The 20,760-nt window shown below is 68.3% G+C and carries 17 protein-coding genes; 9 read left to right on the plus strand and 8 right to left on the minus strand.

The window, feature by feature from the left end:
* Positions 1–119: 119 nt before the first annotated feature.
* The 4 genes from F3J15_RS27745 to F3J15_RS27760 all read right to left on the minus strand — a co-directional run bounded on the left by F3J15_RS27745 (position 120) and on the right by F3J15_RS27760 (position 4,155).
* Entirely contained in the window at positions 120–407 is a 288-nt protein-coding gene (locus F3J15_RS27745; protein ID WP_166895197.1) for a hypothetical protein, read from the minus strand.
* A gap of 79 nt (positions 408–486) precedes the next feature.
* Positions 487–1,392 (minus strand): metal-dependent hydrolase, encoded by a 906-nt coding sequence (locus F3J15_RS27750; RefSeq protein WP_069252278.1) that lies wholly within the window; start codon positions 1,390–1,392, stop codon positions 487–489.
* 30 nt (positions 1,393–1,422) lie between these two features.
* Positions 1,423–3,210, minus strand: coding sequence for an SDR family oxidoreductase (locus F3J15_RS27755; RefSeq protein ID WP_166895199.1), 1,788 nt, complete (start codon positions 3,208–3,210; stop codon positions 1,423–1,425).
* Positions 3,211–3,255: 45 nt separating this feature from the next.
* Complete coding sequence (locus tag F3J15_RS27760; RefSeq protein ID WP_089485238.1) at positions 3,256–4,155, minus strand: M24 family metallopeptidase; 900 nt, start codon at positions 4,153–4,155, stop codon at positions 3,256–3,258.
* 506 nt (positions 4,156–4,661) lie between these two features.
* Between F3J15_RS27760 and F3J15_RS27765 the strand changes: the two genes are divergently transcribed.
* A complete protein-coding gene (locus F3J15_RS27765) occupies positions 4,662–5,939 on the plus strand; it encodes a haloacid dehalogenase-like hydrolase (protein WP_089448154.1) in 1,278 nt (425 codons plus the stop codon).
* Positions 5,940–6,026: 87 nt separating this feature from the next.
* On the opposite strand, the gene F3J15_RS27770 is transcribed toward F3J15_RS27765, so the two are convergent.
* From F3J15_RS27770 to F3J15_RS27780, 3 genes are read right to left on the minus strand one after another with little or no spacing between them, the layout of a single operon-like run.
* The gene (locus F3J15_RS27770) at positions 6,027–6,800 is read right to left on the minus strand and encodes a slipin family protein (RefSeq protein ID WP_085038692.1); all 774 of its coding nucleotides are present in this window, start codon (positions 6,798–6,800) and stop codon (positions 6,027–6,029) included.
* A complete protein-coding gene (locus tag F3J15_RS27775) occupies positions 6,797–8,248 on the minus strand; it encodes a nodulation protein NfeD (protein WP_345891966.1) in 1,452 nt (483 codons plus the stop codon). Before F3J15_RS27775 ends, F3J15_RS27770 begins: the two co-directional genes overlap by 4 nt.
* Positions 8,232–9,266: an AraC family transcriptional regulator gene (locus F3J15_RS27780; protein WP_166895201.1), complete on the minus strand. Its 1,035-nt coding sequence runs from the start codon at positions 9,264–9,266 to the stop codon at positions 8,232–8,234. Before F3J15_RS27780 ends, F3J15_RS27775 begins: the two co-directional genes overlap by 17 nt.
* Positions 9,267–9,403: 137 nt before the next feature.
* Between F3J15_RS27780 and F3J15_RS27785 the strand changes: the two genes are divergently transcribed.
* From F3J15_RS27785 to F3J15_RS27815, 7 genes are all read left to right on the plus strand, one after another.
* On the plus strand, positions 9,404–10,537 hold the full coding sequence (locus tag F3J15_RS27785; protein ID WP_166895204.1) for an acyl-CoA dehydrogenase family protein: 1,134 nt from the start codon (positions 9,404–9,406) through the stop codon (positions 10,535–10,537).
* A gap of 227 nt (positions 10,538–10,764) precedes the next feature.
* Positions 10,765–12,471, plus strand: coding sequence for an AMP-binding protein (locus F3J15_RS27790; protein ID WP_166895206.1), 1,707 nt, complete (start codon positions 10,765–10,767; stop codon positions 12,469–12,471).
* Between the two features lie 110 nt (positions 12,472–12,581).
* Positions 12,582–14,096, plus strand: coding sequence for a CoA-acylating methylmalonate-semialdehyde dehydrogenase (locus tag F3J15_RS27795; protein ID WP_166895208.1), 1,515 nt, complete (start codon positions 12,582–12,584; stop codon positions 14,094–14,096).
* An 18-nt stretch (positions 14,097–14,114) separates the two neighbouring features.
* The gene (gene mmsB, locus F3J15_RS27800) at positions 14,115–15,017 is read left to right on the plus strand and encodes a 3-hydroxyisobutyrate dehydrogenase (protein WP_166895210.1); all 903 of its coding nucleotides are present in this window, start codon (positions 14,115–14,117) and stop codon (positions 15,015–15,017) included.
* Complete coding sequence (locus F3J15_RS27805; protein WP_166895213.1) at positions 15,014–15,805, plus strand: enoyl-CoA hydratase; 792 nt, start codon at positions 15,014–15,016, stop codon at positions 15,803–15,805. Before mmsB ends, F3J15_RS27805 begins: the two co-directional genes overlap by 4 nt.
* Positions 15,802–16,941 (plus strand): enoyl-CoA hydratase/isomerase family protein, encoded by a 1,140-nt coding sequence (locus F3J15_RS27810; protein ID WP_166895215.1) that lies wholly within the window; start codon positions 15,802–15,804, stop codon positions 16,939–16,941. Before F3J15_RS27805 ends, F3J15_RS27810 begins: the two co-directional genes overlap by 4 nt.
* A gap of 122 nt (positions 16,942–17,063) precedes the next feature.
* Positions 17,064–18,125: an AbrB family transcriptional regulator gene (locus F3J15_RS27815; protein ID WP_345891593.1), complete on the plus strand. Its 1,062-nt coding sequence runs from the start codon at positions 17,064–17,066 to the stop codon at positions 18,123–18,125.
* Between the two features lie 58 nt (positions 18,126–18,183).
* On the opposite strand, the gene F3J15_RS27820 is transcribed toward F3J15_RS27815, so the two are convergent.
* On the minus strand, positions 18,184–19,089 hold the full coding sequence (locus tag F3J15_RS27820; RefSeq protein WP_166895217.1) for a LysR family transcriptional regulator: 906 nt from the start codon (positions 19,087–19,089) through the stop codon (positions 18,184–18,186).
* Positions 19,090–19,260: 171 nt separating this feature from the next.
* On the opposite strand from F3J15_RS27820, the gene F3J15_RS27825 reads away from it, so the two are divergent.
* Positions 19,261–20,760, plus strand: a 1,500-nt coding sequence (locus tag F3J15_RS27825) for an MFS transporter (protein ID WP_166895219.1), incomplete at its 3' end; no start/stop codon positions are given.

Genomic DNA, 20,760 nt, shown 5'->3' on the forward strand with positions numbered 1-20,760 from the left:
CACGCATGGGCGTTCACTCGGTTTTTATTCGCGATGGCGACTGGCTTGAGCATAGGCATGCGAATGAGTGTGTCGTGGCAGCGCAGCGATGTCAACGGATATTTCGAGATACGTGGCGGTCACGCGTCGCGTTGCGCGAGCCCGTTCACGAGCAGTTCGGACAGCAGGCCCGTCATCCCTTCCGGGTGCGTGGCCGCACGTGCCTTGAGCTGTTCGACGAGTTCTGCGTTGAGCTTGCAGGCGAACGGCACGAGGCCCTGTTCCTGGTCGAGCTTGCGCTGCGCGCGGCGGTCGAGCTTGGCGGTGTCTTCGGCACCCTTGCCGAAACGCGCGGAGCCTGACTGCTTCATCGCGTGCGTCAGCTTGAGCGCCTTGTTCTTTTCGAGATCGGTTTTCTTCATGGCCATCGCGGCACCTCCGGGAAATTGAAGCCGCGATTGTACGCATTTCGGCGGGCGCCGCCCGCCGAGCCGGCAGGAAACCCGGTCAGGCGCCCTTCGTCGTACCCCAGTTGCCGCCGTGCGCGGCCGCCTGCGCGGCCGGCGAGCGGGCGAGATAGGCGAGCGCCTGTTCGGTCGAGCCTTCGTGGTGCGGCGTATAGCTCGGCTTGAAATAGCGCAGCGCCGCGCCGATCACCTTCCAGAACGACGGCAGGTGCCCGCGCCGCGAGCCTTGCCACCACGCGAGCACGAACCCCGGGTAGCGGCCGGCGGCCGGGTCGCGCCGGTACATGAACTTCGCGCCCGTCGTGATGTAGTAGAGCAGCAGCAGGATCACGAACGCCATGTGCACGCAGCGCTCCGGATAGGTGCCGCCCAGGTGCCGGTAGATGTCGAACGCGACCGTGCGGTGCTCGACTTCCTCCGCGCCGTGCCAGCGCAGCAGGTCGACCATCGTCGGGTCGGCCTTTCCTTCGTCGAGCCCGTGCGCATTGAGCACCCAGTTGCCGAGATAGCCGAAGAAATGCTCGAGCGACGCGATCACCGCGAGCTGCTGGCGCAGCCAGAAGCGCGTGTGGCCGATCTTCAGCCCGAGCGGCTGTTCGCCGAGCACGCGCGTGAAGAGGCGATTGAGCTTCTGCGTGAACGGTTTCGTGTCGATCCCGTGCCGGTCGTAGTAGTGCTTGAGCACGCCGCCGTGCGAACGCGAATGCACGGCTTCCTGCCGAAGGAAACCTTCGGCCTCGTCGCGCAGCCGCGCATCGGTGATCAGCGGCAACGCCTTGTTGTACACGCGGCAGAACCACAGCTCGCCTTCCGGGAACAGCAGGTTCAGCGTGTTGATGATGTGCGTGCTGCCCGGGTCGTTCGGCACCCAGGTAATCGGCGTGTCGCTGAAGTCGAACTTCACGTGCCGGGCCTTGATCTTGTGATAGTCGGCGGTATCGGTCATCTGTGTCTCCCTGTGCGGCGTCGTGCGCCGTCAATGCGATGCCATGCTGACGCGGGCGATCATCTGGCCGAGCCACGGCATGAAGCGGCCGACGAAGCGCATCGCGTGCGCCTCGCCGCCGACCGCGACGACGGGGCGGTTGCGCAGCACGCCGTCGACCATCGCCTGTGCGACGGTTTCGGGTTTCAGGCCGCGCATCTGGTACAGCTTCGTCGCGCGCTTGCGCAGCCGCGCTTCATCCTGTGCGTTGGCGCCCGCGTATTGCGTCGACGCCATGATTCCGGTCTCCGCGAAGCCGGGGCACACGGCCGTCACGCCGATGCCTTTTTCCGCGAGTTCCGCGCGCATGCATTCGCTGAGCATCAGCACGGCGGCCTTCGTCGTCGCATACGCGGGCAGGTCGCGCGATGGCCCGAATGCGGCGGCCGATGCGGTGTTGACGATGTGCCCGCCGCTGCCGCGCGCGGCCATCTGCTGCGCGAACAGCCGCGAGCCGTGGATCACGCCCCACAGGTTCACGTGCAGGATGCGCTCCCAGTGCCGCGTGCTCGTGTCGAGGATGCCGCCGGCCATGCCGATGCCCGCGTTGTTGATCACGACGTCCGCGCCGCCGAGTTCGCTGCCGACCCACGTCGCCAGTGCTTCCATTTCATCGGCGGACCCGACGTCGACGCGCTTCGCGTGCGCTTGCGCACCGGTGAGCCCGATCAGCAGCGCGGTGCGTTCGGCGCTCGCGAGATCGATGTCGCACGCGACGATCGTCGCGCCTTCGCGGGCGAACGCGAGCGCCGCGCAGCGGCCGATGCCGCTGCCTGCGCCGGTCACCACCGCGACCTTGCCGCTGAAGCGGCCGCTCGTGGCGCGGCGGCGCGCGTTCGCGAGCGCGGGCGGTTCGTTGCGCGATTCGACCGCGTCGATCAGTTGCCCGGCGAGCGCCGCGAAGCGTGTCGGATCGGCGAGCGGCAGCCAGTGGCCGGCCGCGACTTCACGGCGGTAGTACTGCGGCACCCAGCGCGACAGGTTCTCGGACAGTGCCGGGCTCACGTATTTGTCGCCGAGCGGCACGATCGTCTGCACCGGCGCATGCGCGTAGCGTTCGCGCGGCGCGAACAGGCAGCGGATGAAGTTCGCGCGATAGAGGCGCACGCCGCGCGCGCCGTCGTCGGCCTGCGTCGGGCGCGGCGCGGCGGGCGTTTTCTCGAGCCGGCGCAGCAGGCGGGGCCACGCGCGGCCGAGCCACAGCCGCCAGCCGAGCTCGGGGATGAACGGCAGGTGGAACAGGTACACGTACCACGACCGCACGAGCTGGCCGCCGAGCTTGGCCAACGACGCGGCCGTCGGGCGCAGCACGCGTTCGCGCAGCCAGAAGCCGACATGGTCGAGGCACGGCCCGGAGCACGACGTGTACGACGCGATGCGGCCGGCGAGGCGCGGATCGGTGACGAATTCCCAACCCTGGATCGAGCCCCAGTCGTGCGCGACCAGGTGCACGGCGCGGCCGGGGCAGAGCGCGTCGATCACCGCGACGAAGTCGTCGGTCAGCTTCGCGAGGTGGTAGTCGGCCGTGCGCTTCGGCACGCCGGACAGGCCCGCGCCGCGCACGTCGTATGCGATCACGTAGTGCTTGCGCGCGAGCAGCGGCGCGACGTGCCGCCAGACGCTGCTGTCGTCGGGATAGCCGTGCACGAGCACGACCGGCGAGCGGGCCGGGTCGCCCCAGGTCTTGACCGCGAGCGTCAGGTCGCCGGAGGCGACCGCCGTTTCGCTATGAACCGATTCGAACAGGGCCAGCGGCGCTTCGTCGGAAAGAGGCTGCATCGTGAGTCCGTCGTTCAGGGAGTCGGAAGGAAGGGCGCGTTCGGGTCAGGCGGCGGCCGGCACGGTCGCGACGGCCTGGGTGCGCTCGGCCTGGCGGCGCTGCCAGCGGCGCACGTGCGGCAGGTCTTCGTCGAGCCAGTACGCGTCGTCTTCGGTGATGACGAGCAGCTCTTCGAATTTCGCGCCGACGCCGGCGAAGCCGAGATGCGGCTCGACGGCCCACAGGCCCGGCACCGGCGCATGCTCGGAGCGGCGGTCGATCGACCACAGCGGCGACCAGCCTTGCTGTTTCGCCGCGCGGCCCTGGTCGAGCAGCAGGTTGCGCGTCGCGTTCAGCCCGAAGCGCGCGACGAAGCGCGGCTTCGACAGCTTGTGGATCTTCGCGACGCGATGCGCGAGCACCTTGAACGGATAGGCCTTGTGGCGCGGCTCGACGCCCTGGCGGCGGCACAGCGCGTCGACTTCCTGCGCGACTTCGGCCATCGGCCGGCGTGCCTTCACGAGCCGCACGATCATGTCGCGATGGTCCATCAGGTCGTCCTGCAGCTGGTCGAGGATCGGGTTGCGGCCGAGGCAGTGCGCGTAGCCGACGTCGGCCACGATGCCGTCGAGCACCGGCGCGACGTCGAGGATCACCGGCATGTCGGTTTCGAGCTGCCGGTTGCTCGGGAAGAACGCGAGATTGAAGCCGCCCATGTGCTTGAGGCCTGAGAAGCCCTCGAACGCGGTGCGGTCGCCGAACCACGCGAACGGCTTGTGCAGCCAGTCATGCACGCCGTTGTCCTGCAGCCATTCGGTCAGCAGGCGCGCGGCTTCCTTTTCGGTGATGCCGGGGTAGAGCATCGCGCCGACGGTTTCGACGCAGCGGTACGCCAGCTGCTGGACCGCACGGAATTGCGGCAGCTCGTCGAGGTGGACTTCCGGCAGCGGGTGGTGGTCGGCCATGATGCGTCTCCGTTGGGGGCGCTGATCCGGAATGCGCCCGTCGGCGTCGCCGCCACGGGTTATTCAGTCAGCATTTAATGTGTCATTGAATAATGTAATGATCATAGACGGTTCCGGGACGCGCGCCAGCCCCCGGAGATGAGGATTTGTCCTAATGAAGGGCCGAAGTGGAGTGGAAACTCTAGATTTCCGGAAGTTGGGCCGGACGGCCCCCTGCGCACCTGTCCGGGTCGGAGGCACTGGCCGGGATCGTCACGAGCCGTCTGCCGGCGCCGGCCCGGATGGCCACGCGCGCCGCCGCCTTGCGACGGCGCGACATGTCGCGCCGGATCAACTCCCCGTCGTGTCGCGACGTGACGCTGTCAAATTGCCGAAATAATTTCGTCACATCATTCGCCCCCGGTTCGGAGCCGTCCCGGCTTCGCCGCGCCGATCGGCGGCCGGTGCGCGGTGAGCCGCGCGGGATAGCGACTGAAACCGATTCGACATTTCCAGGGAGAGAGACCATGCAACGCCGCCAGTTCATGAATACCCTTGCCGCGGCGACCGCCGCGACATCGCTGATGCTCAAGGCCGGCACGGCCGGCGCGAAGAGCGCAGCCGTGCCGGATGCGCTGGACCCGGGCCGCTGGTCGCCGTTCAACGCCGCGCGCCTGCAGGCGGTGCTCGACCAGCATGGCGTCGCGAGCGCGCACTACGACGACAAGCGCCGCCCGTACGCGGTGTTCGACTGGGACAACACGTGCATCATGAACGACTGCGAAGAGGCGCTGCTGATGTACCAGATCAACCATCTGCAGTACAAGCTGACGCCGGCCGAATTCGTCGACGTGATGTGGAAGGACGTGCCGAAGGGCGCCTTCATGAAGGACTACGCGACGGTTGACGGCAAGCCGGTGACGATGGAAGACCTCGCGGCCGACATCGAATCCGACTATCGCTGGCTCTACGCGAACTACCAGGGATTCGGCGGCGACAAGAGCCTCGACGAGATTCGCGAGACCGATCAGTTCAAGGATTTCCGCGCGAAGCTGTACTTCATGTACGACGCGATCTGCGACACGCATCCGCTCGAGATCGGCTACAAGTGGATCATCTACTTCTACAAGAATATGACGACCGCCGAGTTGCAGGCGATGGCGGAAGCGTCGAACAACTACGGCATCGGCGACGCGTTGCGCAAGGTTCGCTACGAAAGCCCGAAGACGCTGCCGGGCAAGGCCGGCGTGGTGGCCGACACGCATTTCCACGGCATTCGCATACATGAGGAAATCCGCGCGGTGATGCATACGCTGCGCGCGAACGGCATCGACGTGTACGTCAGCACGGCATCGCTCGACGATGTCGTGCGTGTGTTCGCAGGCAATCCGAACTATGGCTACGGCGTGCCGCCCGGGAACGTGATCGGCTTGCGTCTCGACATGCGGGACGGCAAGTACACGAGCACGTATCCGGCCGGCTGGCATTTCAACTGGGGGCCCGGCAAGACGGTGGGCATCCGCAACGTCCTCGCGTCGAAGAAGGGCTACGGCCCGCTGCTGGTGTTCGGCGACAGCGACGGCGACGCGTGGATGCTGCGCGACTTCAAGGACACCGCGGCCGGCGTGATCGTCAACCGGATGAAGAAGGGCGAGATCGGCGCGGACAGCAAACTCGCGGCCGAACAGATCGGCCAGTCGGACGCGCGCTTCCTGCTGCAGGGCCGCGACGAGCACACGGGCCTGATGATCCCGGACGAGAAGTCGATCAAGTACGGCAAGACCGAGCGCAAGCTGCTGGCTTGACGTGCGTCGGGCGCTGGACGCAGGGCTGTTGCGGCGCAGCGTCCAGCGGAATCGACAGCCGCGCCGCGCGGGCCGGAAACGAGCGTCTCAGCGCTCGCGCGGCGAGCCCAACCGCTCCAGCAACGCCCCCAGCAGATCGATCGGCAGCGGAAACACGATCGTCGAGTTCTTGTCGGCCGCGATCGTCGTCAGCGTCTGCAGGTAGCGCAACTGCATTGCCTGCGGCTGCAGCGCAAGCCGCTGCGCGGCCTGCAACAGCTTCTCCGACGCCTGCAATTCGCCTTCCGCGTGAATCACCTTCGCGCGCCGCTCGCGCTCGGCCTCGGCCTGCCGCGCGATCGCACGGATCATCGTTTCGTTGAGGTCGACGTGCTTGATCTCGACCGTCGACACCTTGATCCCCCACGCGTCGGTCTGCGCGTCGAGCGTCTTCTGGATATCGGCGTTCAACTGTTCGCGCTCGGCGAGCAGCGCATCGAGGTCGTGCTTGCCCAGCACCGAGCGCAGCGTCGTCTGCGAGAGCTGGCTCGTCGCGTCGAAGAAGCGCGCGACCTGGATCACGGCCTTCTCCGGATCGACGACGCGGAAATACACGACGGCATTCACCTTGACCGACACGTTGTCGCGCGTGATCACGTCCTGCGGCGGCACGTCGAACACGACGGTGCGCAGGTCGATCCGCACGACCTGCTGGACGATCGGGATGATCAGCACGAGCCCCGGCCCCTTTACCTTCCAGAACCGGCCGAGCATGAACACGACGCCGCGCTCGTACTCGCGGAAGATACGGATCGACGATGCGACGAGCACCACGACGAAGACGATCAGGACGCTGCTGAAGCCGAACGTGTAACCGATCATGTTGGTTCTCCCTGGTGTTGTTGTTCCTGCGTCGGCACGTCGTAGAGCGGCGCGACGGTGAGCAGCAAGCCGTGGCGGCCGGTGACACGCACGCGGCAGCCCGCGGCGAGCGGTACGCTGCTCGCGACGCGCCAGCGCTCGCCATGCACGCGCACCCAGCCCGCGGCGGACGGCGCGGCGCCGGCCGCACTTTGCGGCTGGTCGGCCAGCAGGCCGTCGTCGAGCACTTCGCCGATGCTGCCGACCATCGCCTCGGCGCCCGTCACGACCGGGCGGCGGCGCGCGCGCAGCGCGACGCTCGATACGCCCGCGACGAGCAGCCCGCCGCCGAGCGCGAGGCTCGCGATCACGGGCCACGGAATCCCGTAGCCGGGCACGTCGGTGTCGATCAGCATCAGCGCGCCGATCGTGAACGACACGATCCCGCCGAAGCCGAGCACGCCGAAGGTCGGCAGGAACGCCTCGGCGACCAGGCAGCCGAGACCGAGCAGCACGAGGCCGAGGCCCGCATAGCTGATCGGCAGCAACTGCATCGCGAACAGCCCGACCAGCAGGCAGATCGTGCCGACGACGCCCGGCAGCACGAATCCGGGGTTAGCGAACTCGAAGAACAGGCCGTAGATGCCGATCGTCAGCAGGATCAGCGCGACGTTCGGGTCGGCGATGATCGCCAGGAAGCGGCTGCGCCAGTCGGGCTCGACCACGACGAGCGGCGCATGCGCGGTCGCGAGCCGCACCGCGCCGGCGGTGGTGGTCACGGCGTGGCCGTCGAGCTGGCGAGCGAGGTCGGCCGGATCCTGCGCGATCAGGTCGACCACATGCTGCGCGCGCGCCTCGTTCGCCGACAGGCTCACGGCCTCGCGCACCGCGCGCTCGGCCCACTCGGCATTGCGCCCGCGCAGTTGCGCGAGGCCGCGGATATACGCGGAGGCGTCCTGTAGCGCCTTGCGGATCTCGGTCGATTGGGTATCGGTCGGCAGCGCGGCCGCGGTGGCGGACGCATCGGATGCCCCTGACGCCCCTGGGGTGCCCGCCGGCGCACGCGGTGCAGCGGGGTTCCCGCCGGGCGGCGCGGCGCCGCCGATGCCGAACTGCACGGGCGACGCCGCGCCGAGATTGGTGCCGGGCGCCATCGCCGCGAAGTGGCTCGCATAGACGATATAGGTGCCCGCGCTCGCGGCCCGCGCGCCGCCGGGCGCGACGAACGCGGCGACCGGCACCGGCGAGCCGAGTATGGCCTTGATGATCTGCCGCATCGACGTGTCGAGGCCGCCGGGCGTGTCGAGCTGCAGGAGCGCGAGCGGCGCGTGCTGGCGGGGCGCGCGGTCGAGCGAGCGCACGATGAAGTCGGCGCTGGCCGGGCCGCACGCGCCGTTGATCGGGAACACGACCACACGGCGCGCGGCGGCCGGCGCCTCGGCCCGGCCGGCGTCAGCTCGCGCTGCCACCCCGCGCGAGCACTTCGTCGCGATAGTCGGCCGGGCTGCGCCCGCTCCATTTGCGGAACGCGCGGTAGAACGCGCTCGGTTCCGCGAAACCGGTGGCAGCCGCGACGTCGGCGATCGTGCGCGCGGGGTCGGCCAGCGCCTCGAACGCCAGATCGCGCCGCAGCGTGTCCTTGATCGACTGGTATGCGTGGCCTTCCTGGTGCAGCTTGCGGCGCAGCGTCGCCTCGGCCACGTGCAGCCGCGCGGCCATCCCGCCCGCGCCCGGCCACGCGGCGGGCGGCATCCCGCGCAGTACCGTCCGCACGCGTTGCGCAAGCGCGTTCGGGTTGCGGTACTTGACGATGAAGCTCGCCGGCGCGTTGCGCAGGAACGTTTTCAGCGTCTTTGCGTTCTGCACGACCGGCAGCGTCGCGAATTCGGGATCGAAATCGACATACGAATCGGGCTCGTTGAAACGCATGTCGTCACAGAACATCGACGGGTATTCGTGGTCGGCGGGCGGCGTGTCGCAGCGGAAGCTCGCATGCAGCAGCGGAATGCGCCGCCCGATCAGCCAGCAGGTGAGCCCGTAGACGATGATGAAATAGGTCGCGTACGTGAACATCGCGGGCGTCGCACCGTTGTTGCGGTGCACGAAGCGCAGCCGCACGCGCTGCGGATTCGCGTCGAGCTCCGCGTGCAGGTCGTCGAGCACGCAGTGCATGAAATTCACCGCGCGCGCCATCGCGTGCAGGCCGTCGCGCGCGGACAGCGCCGCCTGGCTCATCGCGATGAAGCTGCCGCTGCGCATCGGGTGGCGGTCCTGCCCGAAAAACTCGTCGTCGAGCGTGCGCGCGATCGCGTTCCACAGCGCGCCGTATTGTTGCGCGGACACGCGGGCGCGCGGCTGCCCGAGCAGCGCGGGCGCGATGCCGGCCTGCGCGAGCAGCGGCTCGGCCGCGACGCCGCGCCGCGTGGCCAGCGCGACGCTGTAAGCGACGAGGCTGATCGCGACGGTTCCCTTGTCTTCCTGCTTCATCCGTGCCGCCGGTGTGGCAAAAACGCTCAGTGTAAATGAGCGACGCGAGCATCGAACAGTCGCGCCTGCTTGCCTACACTTGTTGCATCGAAACGCAAGGACGGTCGCGCCTGGCGGCCGCGGGAGACAGCAGCACCATGGACGAGCTTTACACCGAAGACCAGCGGATGATCCGCGACGCCGCGCGCGTGTTTGCCACCGAAATGCTGGCGCCGAACGCCGCGCAGTGGGACCACGATGCGCACCTGCCCGACGCGATCGTCGCGCAGCTCGGCGAACTCGGCCTGCTCGGGATGATCGTGCCGCAGGAGCTGGGCGGCTCGTATACGGACTACGTGGCCTACGCGCTGGCGATGGAAGAGGTCGCCGCCGGCGACGCCGCGTGCGCGACGATGATGAGCGTGCACAACTCGGTCGGCTGCGGGCCGATCCTCGGCTTCGGCACGCCGGCGCAGAAGGATCGCTGGCTGGCCGACATGGCGGCCGGCCGCGTGATCGGCGCGTTCTGCCTGACCGAGCCGCACGCCGGTTCCGAGGCGAACAACCTGCGCACGCGTGCGGAACTGCGCGACGGCAAATGGGTGCTGAACGGCGCGAAGCAGTTCGTGACCAACGGCCAGCGTGCCGGCGTCGCGATCGTTTTTGCCATGACCGACCCGGAAGCCGGCAAGCGCGGCATTTCCGCGTTCCTGGTGCCGACCGACACGCCGGGCTTCATCGTCGGCAAACCCGAAAAGAAGATGGGCATCCGTGCGTCGGATACGTGCCCGATCACGTTCGAGAATTGCGCGATTCCGGAAGAGAACCTGCTCGGCAATCGTGGTGAAGGGTTGAAGATCGCGCTGTCGAACCTCGAGGGCGGGCGCATCGGCATCGCCGCGCAGGCGCTCGGCATCGCGCGCGCCGCATTCGACAAGGCGCGCCGCTATGCGGGCGAGCGCGTGCAGTTCGGCAAGCCGATCGCCGAGCACCAGGCGATCCAGCAGAAGCTCGCCGACATGGCCGTGCAGATCAACGCCGCGCGCCTGCTCGTGCATCACGCGGCGAAGCTGCGCACGGCCGGGCTGCCATGCCTGTCGGAAGCATCGCAGGCGAAGCTGTTCGCATCGGAGATGGCCGAGCGCGTGTGCTCGGATGCGATCCAGATTCACGGCGGCTACGGCTACCTGGTCGATTACGAAGTCGAGCGTCACTATCGCGACGCGCGCATCACGCAGATTTACGAAGGCACCAGCGAAGTGCAGCGGATGGTGATCGCGCGGCAGCTTTGAGTCGCGGCGGTTACCCCGGCGACGACATCACGCAGCGACGAGGGCAGCGCGGCGAACGCGGCACGCAACGACGTGACCGTGCGCCGCCACAGAGGCAACCGGGCATGGGCTGCAGCGCATGCCCGGTTGACCATGAGGCATGGAGACTTGCCAGGGCATGGGATCCACGTAGGCGATAAAGCGCTCACGCGGGTCGACCGCACGAGGCACGGAGACTGGAGGACACGATGACGGTACAGGCATTCCTGGACGCACGCGACTTTCTGCTGCGCCATCGCACCGACTACGAGACCGCGTACCGCGAGTTCGAGTGGCCGGTGCTCGAGGCGTTCAACTGGGCGCTCGACTACTTCGACCCGATGGCGCGCGGCAACGACCAGCCCGCGCTGTGGATCGTCGACGCGGCGACCGGCACGGGCGATCCGTATTCGTTCGCGCAGATGTCCGAGCGTTCGTCGCGGATCGCGAACTGGCTGCGCTCGATCGGCGTCGTGCGCGGCGACCGGATCCTGCTGATGCTGCCGAACCGTGTCGAGCTGTGGGACGCGATGCTCGCCGCGATGAAGCTCGGCGCGATCGTGCTGCCTGCCACCACGCAACTGTCACCCGACGACGTGCGCGACCGCGTGCAGATCGGCGGCGCGAAATACGCGATCGTCGACGAGAACGAAACCGCCAAATTCGAACAGCCGGATCTCGGCCTTGCGCAGAAGATCGTCGCCGGCGCGCCGCGCGCGGGCTGGCTCGCGATGAACGACGGCTATGCGGCGAGCGCGGCATTCAATCCCGACGCCGTCACGCAATCGAACGAAGCGATGCTGCTGTACTTCACGTCGGGCACGACGTCGAAGCCGAAGCTCGTCGAGCATACGCACCGCACCTATCCGGTCGGCCATCTGTCGACGATGTACTGGGTCGGCCTGCAACCGGGCGACATCCACTGGAACATCAGCTCGCCGGGCTGGGCGAAGCACGCATGGAGCTGCTTCTTCGCGCCCTGGAACGCGCAGGCTTGCGTGTTCGCTTTCAACTACGCGCGCTTCGAGCCGAAGGTCGTGCTCGATGCGCTCGTCAAATACCAGGTGACGACGCTGTGCGCGCCGCCGACCGTGTGGCGCATGCTCGTGCAGCAGCCGCTCGCGTCGTTCGACGTGAAGCTGCGCGAGATCGTCGGTGCGGGCGAGCCGCTGAATCCCGAGATCATCGAGCGCGTGAAGAAGGCGTGGGGCATCGCGATCCGCGACGGCTACGGCCAGACCGAGACGACCTGCCTGATCGGCAACTCGCCGGGCCAGCCGGTCGTCGCGGGCTCGATGGGCCGGCCGCTACCCGGCTACCGGATCGAATTGCTCGACCCGGACGGCGCGCCCGTGACCGAAGGCGAGGTCGCGCTGCCGATCGGCGCCGACGTCACGCGCCCGGTCGGGCTGATGAAGGGCTATGCGAACAACCCCGACGCGACGGCCTACGCGATGCGCGACGGCCACTACCGCACGTCGGACATCGCGATGCGCCGCGATGACGGTTACTACGTGTACATCGGCCGCGCGGACGACGTGTTCAAGTCGTCCGACTACCGGCTGAGCCCGTTCGAACTCGAAAGCGTGCTGATCGAGCATCCGGCGATCGCCGAGGCGGCTGTCGTGCCGAGCCCCGACCCCGTGCGGCTGTCGGTGCCGAAGACCTTCATCACGCTGCGGCAGGGCTACGAGGAAAGCCCCGAACTCGCGCTGGACATCTTCCGCTTCTCGCGCGAAAAGCTCGCGCCGTACAAGCGCATTCGCCGCCTGCAGTTCGCGGAGCTGCCGAAGACGATCTCGGGGAAGATCCGCCGCGTCGAATTGCGCCGCCGCGAGATCGAGCGCGGTGACGATGCAAGTGAACGGATGCCCGGCGAATACTGGGAAGAGGATTTCGCCGCCGAACTGAAGTGACGTGACCGCGGGCCGCGCGCGCCGCATGTCGCGGCCGCCGCCCGCAGCCGAATTGAACCGGCCGCGCGGCGATATCGCGCTTCGCGGCCCTCTGCCAGGAGAGTGGATCGATGAACGCGAATTCGAAAGACGTGCCGACGGTCAAGCTGCTGATCGACGGTGCCTTCGTCGAGTCCGCCACGAACGAGTGGCGCGACATCGTCAACCCGGCGACGCAGCAGGTGCTCGCGCGCGTGCCGTTCGCGACCGTCGCGGAAGTCGACGCGGCCGTGCAGGCCGCGCACACCGCCTTCGCGACGTGGAAGAACACGCCGATTTCCGCGCGCATGCGCATCATGCTGAAGTTCCAGGATCTGGTACGCGCGAACCAGCAGCGCATTGCAAAAACGCTGACGGCCGAGCAGGGCAAGACGATTCCCGATGCCGAAGGCGACATCTTCCGCGGCCTCGAAGTGGTCGAGCACGCGTGCTCGATCGGTTCGCTGCAGCTCGGTGAGTTCGCGGAGAACGTGGCGGGCGGGGTGGATACCTACACGCTGCGCCAGCCGCTCGGCGTGTGCGCGGGCATCACACCGTTCAACTTCCCCGCGATGATTCCGCTGTGGATGTTCCCGATGGCGATCGTCTGCGGCAACACGTTCGTGCTGAAGCCGTCGGAGCAGGATCCGCTGTCGACGATGGAGCTCGTCGAGCTCGCGGTCGAGGCCGGCGTACCGAAAGGGGTACTGAACGTCGTGCACGGCGGTAAGGAAGTCGTCGACGCGATCTGCACGCATCCGCTCGTGAAGGCGATCTCGTTCGTCGGTTCGACAGCGGTCGGCACGCACGTGTACAACCTCGGCAGCGCACACGGCAAGCGCGTGCAGTCGATGATGGGCGCAAAGAATCACGCCGTCGTGCTGCCCGATGCGAACCGCGAGCAGACGATCAACGCGCTCGTCGGTGCGGGCTTCGGCGCGGCCGGCCAGCGCTGCATGGCGACCTCGGTCGCGGTACTCGTCGGCAACGCGCGCGACTGGCTGCCGGACATCGTCGAGAAGGCGAAGGCGCTGAAGGTCAATGCGGGCGCGGAAGCCGGCACGGACGTCGGGCCAGTCGTGTCGAAGGCCGCGAAGGAACGCATCCTGTCACTGATCGACGCGGGCGTGAAGGAGGGCGCGAAGCTCGAACTCGACGGCCGCGACGTGAAGGTGAACGGCTACGAGCAGGGCAATTTCGTCGGCCCGACGATCTTCTCGGGCGTGAAGACGAACATGTCGGTCTACACGCATGAAATCTTCGGCCCCGTGCTGGTCGTGATGGAAGCCGACACGCTCGACGACGCGATCGCGCTCGTCAACGCGAACCCGTTCGGCAACGGCGTGGGCCTGTTCACGCAGAGCGGTGCGGCCGCACGCAAGTTCCAGAGCGAGATCGACATCGGCCAGGTCGGCATCAACATCCCGATCCCGGTGCCCGTGCCGTTCTTCAGCTTCACCGGTTCGCGCGGCTCGAAGCTCGGCGATCTCGGCCCGTACGGCAAGCAGGTCGTGCAGTTCTACACGCAGACGAAGACGGTCACCGCGCGCTGGTTCGACGACGACACAACGGCCGGCCCGGTGAACACGACGATCCGGCTGCATTGAGCGGCGGAGGACACGAACATGAAAATCGGTTTTATCGGCCTCGGCCACATGGGCGCGCCGATGGCGCTGAACCTGCTGAAAGCAGGCCATGAAGTACATGCGTTCGACCTGAGCGCCGACGCCTTGCGCGCGCTGCAGGACGCCGGTGCGCAGGTGGCCGCATCGCCGCGCGATGCGGCATCGGGCGCGACGTTCATCATCACGATGCTGCCGGCCGCACCGCACGTGCGCTCGGTGTTGTCCGGCGAGAACGGTGTGCTCGCCGGCCTCGGCGCGGGCGCGACCGTGATCGATTCGAGCACGATCGACCCGGCGAGCGCGCAGGCGTTCGGCGCGCTCGTGCGCGAGCACGGCGGCGCGTTCGTCGATGCGCCCGTGTCGGGCGGCACCGGCGGCGCGGCGGCCGGCACGCTGACCTTCATGGTCGGCGGCAGCGACGCGGATTTCGAGCGCGTGAAGCCGGTGCTCGCGGGCATGGGCAAGAACATCGTCCACTGCGGCGCGACGGGGATGGGGCAGGTCGCGAAGGTCTGCAACAACCTCGTGCTCGGCATCTCGATGGCGGCCGTGTCGGAGGCGATGTCGCTCGGCGTCGCGCTCGGCATCGACCCGAAGGTGCTGGCCGGCATCGTCAACACGTCGACGGGCCGCTGCTGGAGTTCGGATACCTACAACCCGTATCCGGGCGTGATCGATACCGCGCCGTCGTCGCGCGGCTACTCGGGCGGCTTCGGTACTGACCTGATGCTGAAGGATCTCGGCCTCGCGAACGACGCCGCGAAGCAGGCCCGCCAGCCAGTCTATCTGGGCGCGCTCGCGCAGCAGCTGTACCAGACGATGAGCAGCCGTGGCGACGGCCAGCTCGATTTCTCGGCGGTGATCCGCCTGTACCAACCGGCAACGAAGAAGGACGCCTCATGATCGAACTCGACTACGTCGACGACGGTGCGATCGCGTGCGCGACGCTCAAGCGTCCGCCCGCGAACGCCTTTACCGCCGACGGGCTGCGGCAACTGCAGGAAACCGTCGCCGAACTGAATGCGAACCCGCGCGTGCGCGCGCTGGTGATCACCGGCGACGGCCCGAAGTTCTTCAGCGCGGGCGCCGACCTCAACACGTTCGCCGAAGGCGACCGCGCAGTCGCGCGTGCGATGGCGTCGCGTTTCGGCGCGGCGTTCGAGGCGCTGCACGATGCGCGCGTCGTGACGATCGCAGCGATCAACGGCTACGCGATGGGCGGCGGTCTCGAATGCGCGCTCGCGTGCGACCTGCGGATTGCCGAGACGCATGCGCAGATGGCGCTGCCCGAGCCGTCGGTCGGCCTGCTGCCGTGCGGGCTCGGCACGCAGACGCTGCCCTGGCTCGTCGGCGAGGGCTGGGCGAAGAAGATCATCCTGACGGGCGCGCGTGTCGATGCGGCCACCGCGCTGCGGATCGGCCTCGTCGAGGACGTCGTGGCGTCGGGCGCGTCGCGCGATGCGGCGCTGGCGCTGGCGCGCAACGTCGCGCGGCAGAGCCCGCACGCGGTTGCGTACAGCAAGGAGCTGATCGGCCTCGCGCGCCGCGGCGTGCCGCGCAGCGCGGCGCTCGCGGTCGAGCGCGAACGCTTCGTCGACCTGTTCGACACGAACGATCCGCGCGAAGGCGTGGCTGCGTTCCTCGGCAAGCGCGCGCCGCAGTGGCACAACGAGGGAGAGCCGCAACGATGAGCACGCCGGTGACGAATCACGACGCGTTCGCGGAGCACGCACCCGAGGTGCTGTTCCGCGTGGTGAACAGCGTGGCGCTGATCACGCTGAACCGGCCGGCGGCGCTCAATGCGCTGTCGTACGCGATGATCGGCGAACTGGCCGCGCTCCTCGAGCGCTGCCGTGACGACGACCAGATCGTCGCGGTTGTGCTGCGCGGCGCCGGCGAGAAGGGCTTCTGCGCGGGCGGCGACGTGCGCGCGCTGTACAGGATGGTCGCGCAGCGCGAAACCTGGCTGCCGTTCTTCGTCGACGAATACCGGCTCGACTACGCGATCCATACGTTCCCGAAGCCGGTGGTCGCGCTGATGGACGGCGTGACGATGGGCGGCGGCATGGGCCTCGCGCAGGGCGCGGCGCTGCGTGTCGCGACCGAGCGCAGCAAGATCGCGATGCCGGAGACGCGCATCGGCCTCGTGCCCGACGTCGGCGCGACGCATTTCCTGTCGCGCATGCCGGCCGAACTCGAGCTGTACGTCGGGCTGACCGGCGCGATGCTGTCGGGCGCCGACGCGCTCACGGCGAAGCTCGCGGATCTCTGCGTGCCATCTGCGTGGCTCGACACGTTCGAGACGCGCATCGAAAGCGTCAAGTGGGAAGGCGATGCGCTGCCGTTGCTGCGCAAGGTGTTCGAGCCGCCGTGCAACGTCGTGCCGCACGCGGCGCTCGACAGCCAGATGCCGTGGATCGTGCGTCACTTCGACAAGCGCTCGACCGTCGAGCGGATCGTCGCGACGCTGACGCAGGATCTCGCACGCGAGGAGCTGTCGCGCGAGCATCGTCAATGGCTGCAGGCGACGCTCGATGCGCTCACCGGTCATTCGCCGACGATGCTGTGCGTGACGCGCGAGGCGCTGCTGCGCGGCCGCCAGATGACGCTGGCCGAATCGTTCCGGATGGAGCTCGGCATCGTCGCGCGTGCGATCGAGGAAGGCGACTTCTGCGAAGGCGTGCGTGCGCATCTCGTCGACAAGGATCGCAAGCCGCGCTGGGCGCCCGCGTCGCTCGTCGAGTTGCGCGCCGAACGCGTGCGGCATTTCCTTACGTCGCCGTGGAAGCTGTTTGCGCATCCGCTGGCGGCGCTGGGCGCGGATTGAACCACCGGCGCGGGGCCGGCTACCTGCAAGGCGGCGCATGCTTCGGCATGCGCCGTTTTTCTGTTTCGAGTCCGACATTCCATTCCAACTGCTTCTGATTGCATTTCCATGCGGATTTTCCAGTGCCGGGCCCCTTCCCGATGAAGACACTCGCGTATCTCGCCTGCCTGACCGCGGTCGGCCTGGTGCTACGGGTTGCAGGCGTCCCGCATGGCCTGCTGCTCGGCGCGATTCTCGCCGCGTCGATCGCGACCAGCCGGTTCGGTTTCGCGCCCAGGCTGCGCTTCGGCCTCGAGTTCGTGCAGATCGTGCTCGGCACGGCGACCGGCCTGCTGTTCCGGTCGTGGGACACGCAGATGGTCGTCTCGATCGTGCCGAGCCTGGGCGTCCTGCTCGCGTGCCTGGCCACGCAGATCGCAGTCGGCAGTCTTTGGCTGTCCCGCGTCTCGCGCTGGAACCGGGCCGATGCTTTGCTGGCTGTCTATCCCGGCGCACTTGCCGCGGTATTCGACCTGCTGGAATCCGAGCGCGCGTCGGCCAAGGTGATCGTCGTGCATCTCGTGCGGCTCCTGTCGATCACGATCCTCGTCAGTTGCTTCATTCCGGCGCAGGTGGGCGCGCCGCAGCAAGCAGCGGTCGCTGCGTTGCCGGTCGAGACGTGGCTGGCGCTGACCGGGCTGGTGGCGCTGTGCGTGCTGGCCGGGCGTGCATTGCTCGGGCTCGGTGTGCCGGCGCCGTTCATGATCACGGCCATCGTGCTGACCGGCGTGTTCGTGCGAGCGGGGTGGCTGCATGACTTCGAGGTGCCGGCGTGGTGCGTCGATGCGGCGTCGGTTATCCTGGGCGCGCTGATCGGCGCACAGTTCAGGCAGATCACCCTGGCGGACGGGCTGCGATACGGCCGAACCGGCCTTACATGCATCGCGTTGATGCTGATGGTGGCCGGTGCGTTCGCGTGGGGGATGGCGCGGCTGTCCGGCTACGGGGTGCTGCCGCTGTGGCTCTCGTATGCGCCCGGGGCTATCGAGACGATCACGATCGTCGCCTACGGCGGCGGGTTGAACGTCGTGTTCGTCCTGTCTCATCACCTGACGCGGCTGGTCGTGCTGCACTTCGCGCCGGCGGCACTCGCCCGCGCGCGCCGCCGGCGCATGCTGGCGATCGACGGCGGCGACGCGAAATAGCACGGACGTGTCGCTCGTACGGGAGCGGCACGAGCCGCGGCACCGTGCGCAGTCCTGCCTATCGTTCGATCATCGGCGGCACCGCCTGCGCGAGCGCGTCGATCACGCAGCGCGTCTTGCGCGGCAGGTAGCGCGTCTTCGGCCAGATCGCGTGGATGTCGCCTTCGCAGACGAAGCAGCGGTCGAGCACGACCGTCATCTCGCCGCGCTTCACGTATTGATCGAGCAGCCAGCTCGGCAGCCACGCGATCCCGAACCCCGACGCGCCGGCCGCCGCGATCGCCTGCACGTCGTCGAAACTGAGCTGGTGCGGCATGTCGACCCGCACCGTCGAGCCGTCCAGCGCGCGCAAGTCCCATGGTTGAATCACGCCCGAGCGTGAATACGCGATCGTCCGGTGGTCTTTCAGGTCGTCGAGCGTCTTCGGGATCCCGTAGCGGGCGAGATACGACGGCGCCGCGCCGAGGCTGCCGTATTGCGTGCCGAGCCGCCGTACCGCGAGGCTCGTGCTGTCCGCGAGCGTGCCGATCCGCACCGCGAGGTCGATGCTTTCCTCGACGAGATCGACGAAACGGTCGGTGATCGACACGTCGATCCGCAAATGCGGATAGGTGCGCGCGAGATCGAGCACGATGGGCGTCACGCAGTGGTGCCCGAACGCGAGCGGCACGCTCAGGCGCAGCTTGCCGCGCGGCTCGTTGCGGCCGCAGTCGAGATCGGCTTCGGCCGCCTCCAGTTCCGCGAGCGCGCGCACGCAGCGGTCGTAGTACGCCTGGCCGTCGTCGGTCAGGCTCTGGCTGCGCGTCGTGCGCTGCAACAGCCGCGCGCCGAGCCGTTTCTCGAGCCGCGCGACCGCCTTGCCGACGGCCGAACGCGTCATGTCGAGCCGTTCCGCGGCAAGCGCGAAGCTGCCGGATTCCACTACCTGGACGAAGGTCGTCACGCCGTCGAGTCTGTCGGTCATGGGGGAGATTGAGTCCTGTGATTCCCTAGTCTGGTGAAATGCGTGCGTCAATGGGGATGGGAATTCTCACTATAGTACCGATTCCCGTCCAGCGTGCGTCGCCGGTCGCACGCGGCGAATCCTTCTCACCTGGAGGCGCGCGGCCCGTTGCCGGGCTGCGGCGCAATACGCATGACGCAATCCGACTCCCGCAGGAATGCGGTCGCACTCGCGGCCGTCTGTCTCACGTCGCTGATGTTCGGCCTCGAAATCTCGAGCGTGCCGGTGATCCTGCCGACGCTCGAACACGTGCTGCATGGCGATTTCAACGGCATGCAGTGGATCATGAATGCGTACACGATCGCGTGCACGACCGTGCTGATGGCGGCCGGCACGCTCGCCGACCGGTTCGGCCGCAAGCGCGTGTACGTGATCGGCACCGTGCTGTTCGGCGCGACGTCGCTGCTGTGCGGGCTCGCGCCGAACGTGCCGGTGCTCGTCGCGGGCCGGCTGCTGCAGGGCGCCAGCGGCGGCGCGATGCTGATCTGCCAGATTGCGGTGCTGTCGCACCAGTTCCGCGAGGGCCGCGAGCGCGGCCGTGCGTTCGGGATCTGGGGGATCGTGTTCGGCATCGGGCTCGGGTTCGGGCCGATCGTCGGCGGCGCGATCGTCGCGCTGGCAAGCTGGCCGTGGGTGTTCCTCGTCCATGCGCCGCTCGCGGCCATCGCGCTCGTGCTGATCGGCGGCGCGGTGCAGGAGTCGCGCGATCCGCACGCGGGCAGGCTCGACGTGGCAGGCATCGTCACGCTGTCGCTCGCGGTGCTCGGCCTGGCGTTCTACATCACGCAAAGCGCGGCGCTCGGGCTGACCAGCGCGGCCGGCCTCGGCGTGCTCGGCGCGACCGTGCTGGCGCTGGCCGGCTTCTTCATCGCGGAACGCGCCAGTGCGCGGCCGATGTTCGACTTCTCGGTGTTCCGGATTCGCGCGTTCACCGGCGCGATCTTCGGGTCGATGGGGATGAACTTCAGCTTCTGGCCGTTCATGATCTACCTGCCGATCTGGTTCCAGGTCGCGCTCGGCTACGACAGCGTGACGGCCGGCCTCGCGTTGCTCGCGTACACGTTGCCGACGCTAGTCGCGCCGCCGTTCGGCGAACGGCTCGCGCTGCGCTACGGGCCGGGCGTCGTGATCCCGGGCGGCCTGTTCACGATCGCTGCGGGGTTCGCGTTGATGCGGATCGGCAGCGCGGCCGACCATGCCAGCTGGATCACGATGCTGCCCGGCTGCGTGATCGCCGGCATCGGGCTCGGGCTCACGAATACCCCCGTCACCAACACGACGACGGGCGCGGTGCCGAGCTCGCGGGCGGGGATGGCGTCGGGCATCGACATGAGCGCGCGGATGATCTCGCTCGCGCTGAACATCGCGGCGATGGGCTTCGTGCTGGTCGCGGGGATCGTCGCGAGCCTGAAGAGCGGTGTCGCGGGCACGATCGGCGACGCGGCGCTGCGCCGGCTCGCGCAGGAGATTGCGTCCGGCCGCACGGACGGGCTGCACGAGATCGCCCCGGCGCTCGCGCAGGCCGACCCGACCGGCGCGGCGCTGCACGCGGCGCTCGTGCACGGGTTCGGCTGGGTGATGGTGTACGGCGCGGCGGGCGTGGCCGTGCTCGCGACGGCGAGCGCGGTGGCG

Source organism: Burkholderia sp. Ap-955, from assembly GCF_011753045.1.
Classification (GTDB): domain Bacteria; phylum Pseudomonadota; class Gammaproteobacteria; order Burkholderiales; family Burkholderiaceae; genus Burkholderia; species Burkholderia lata_D.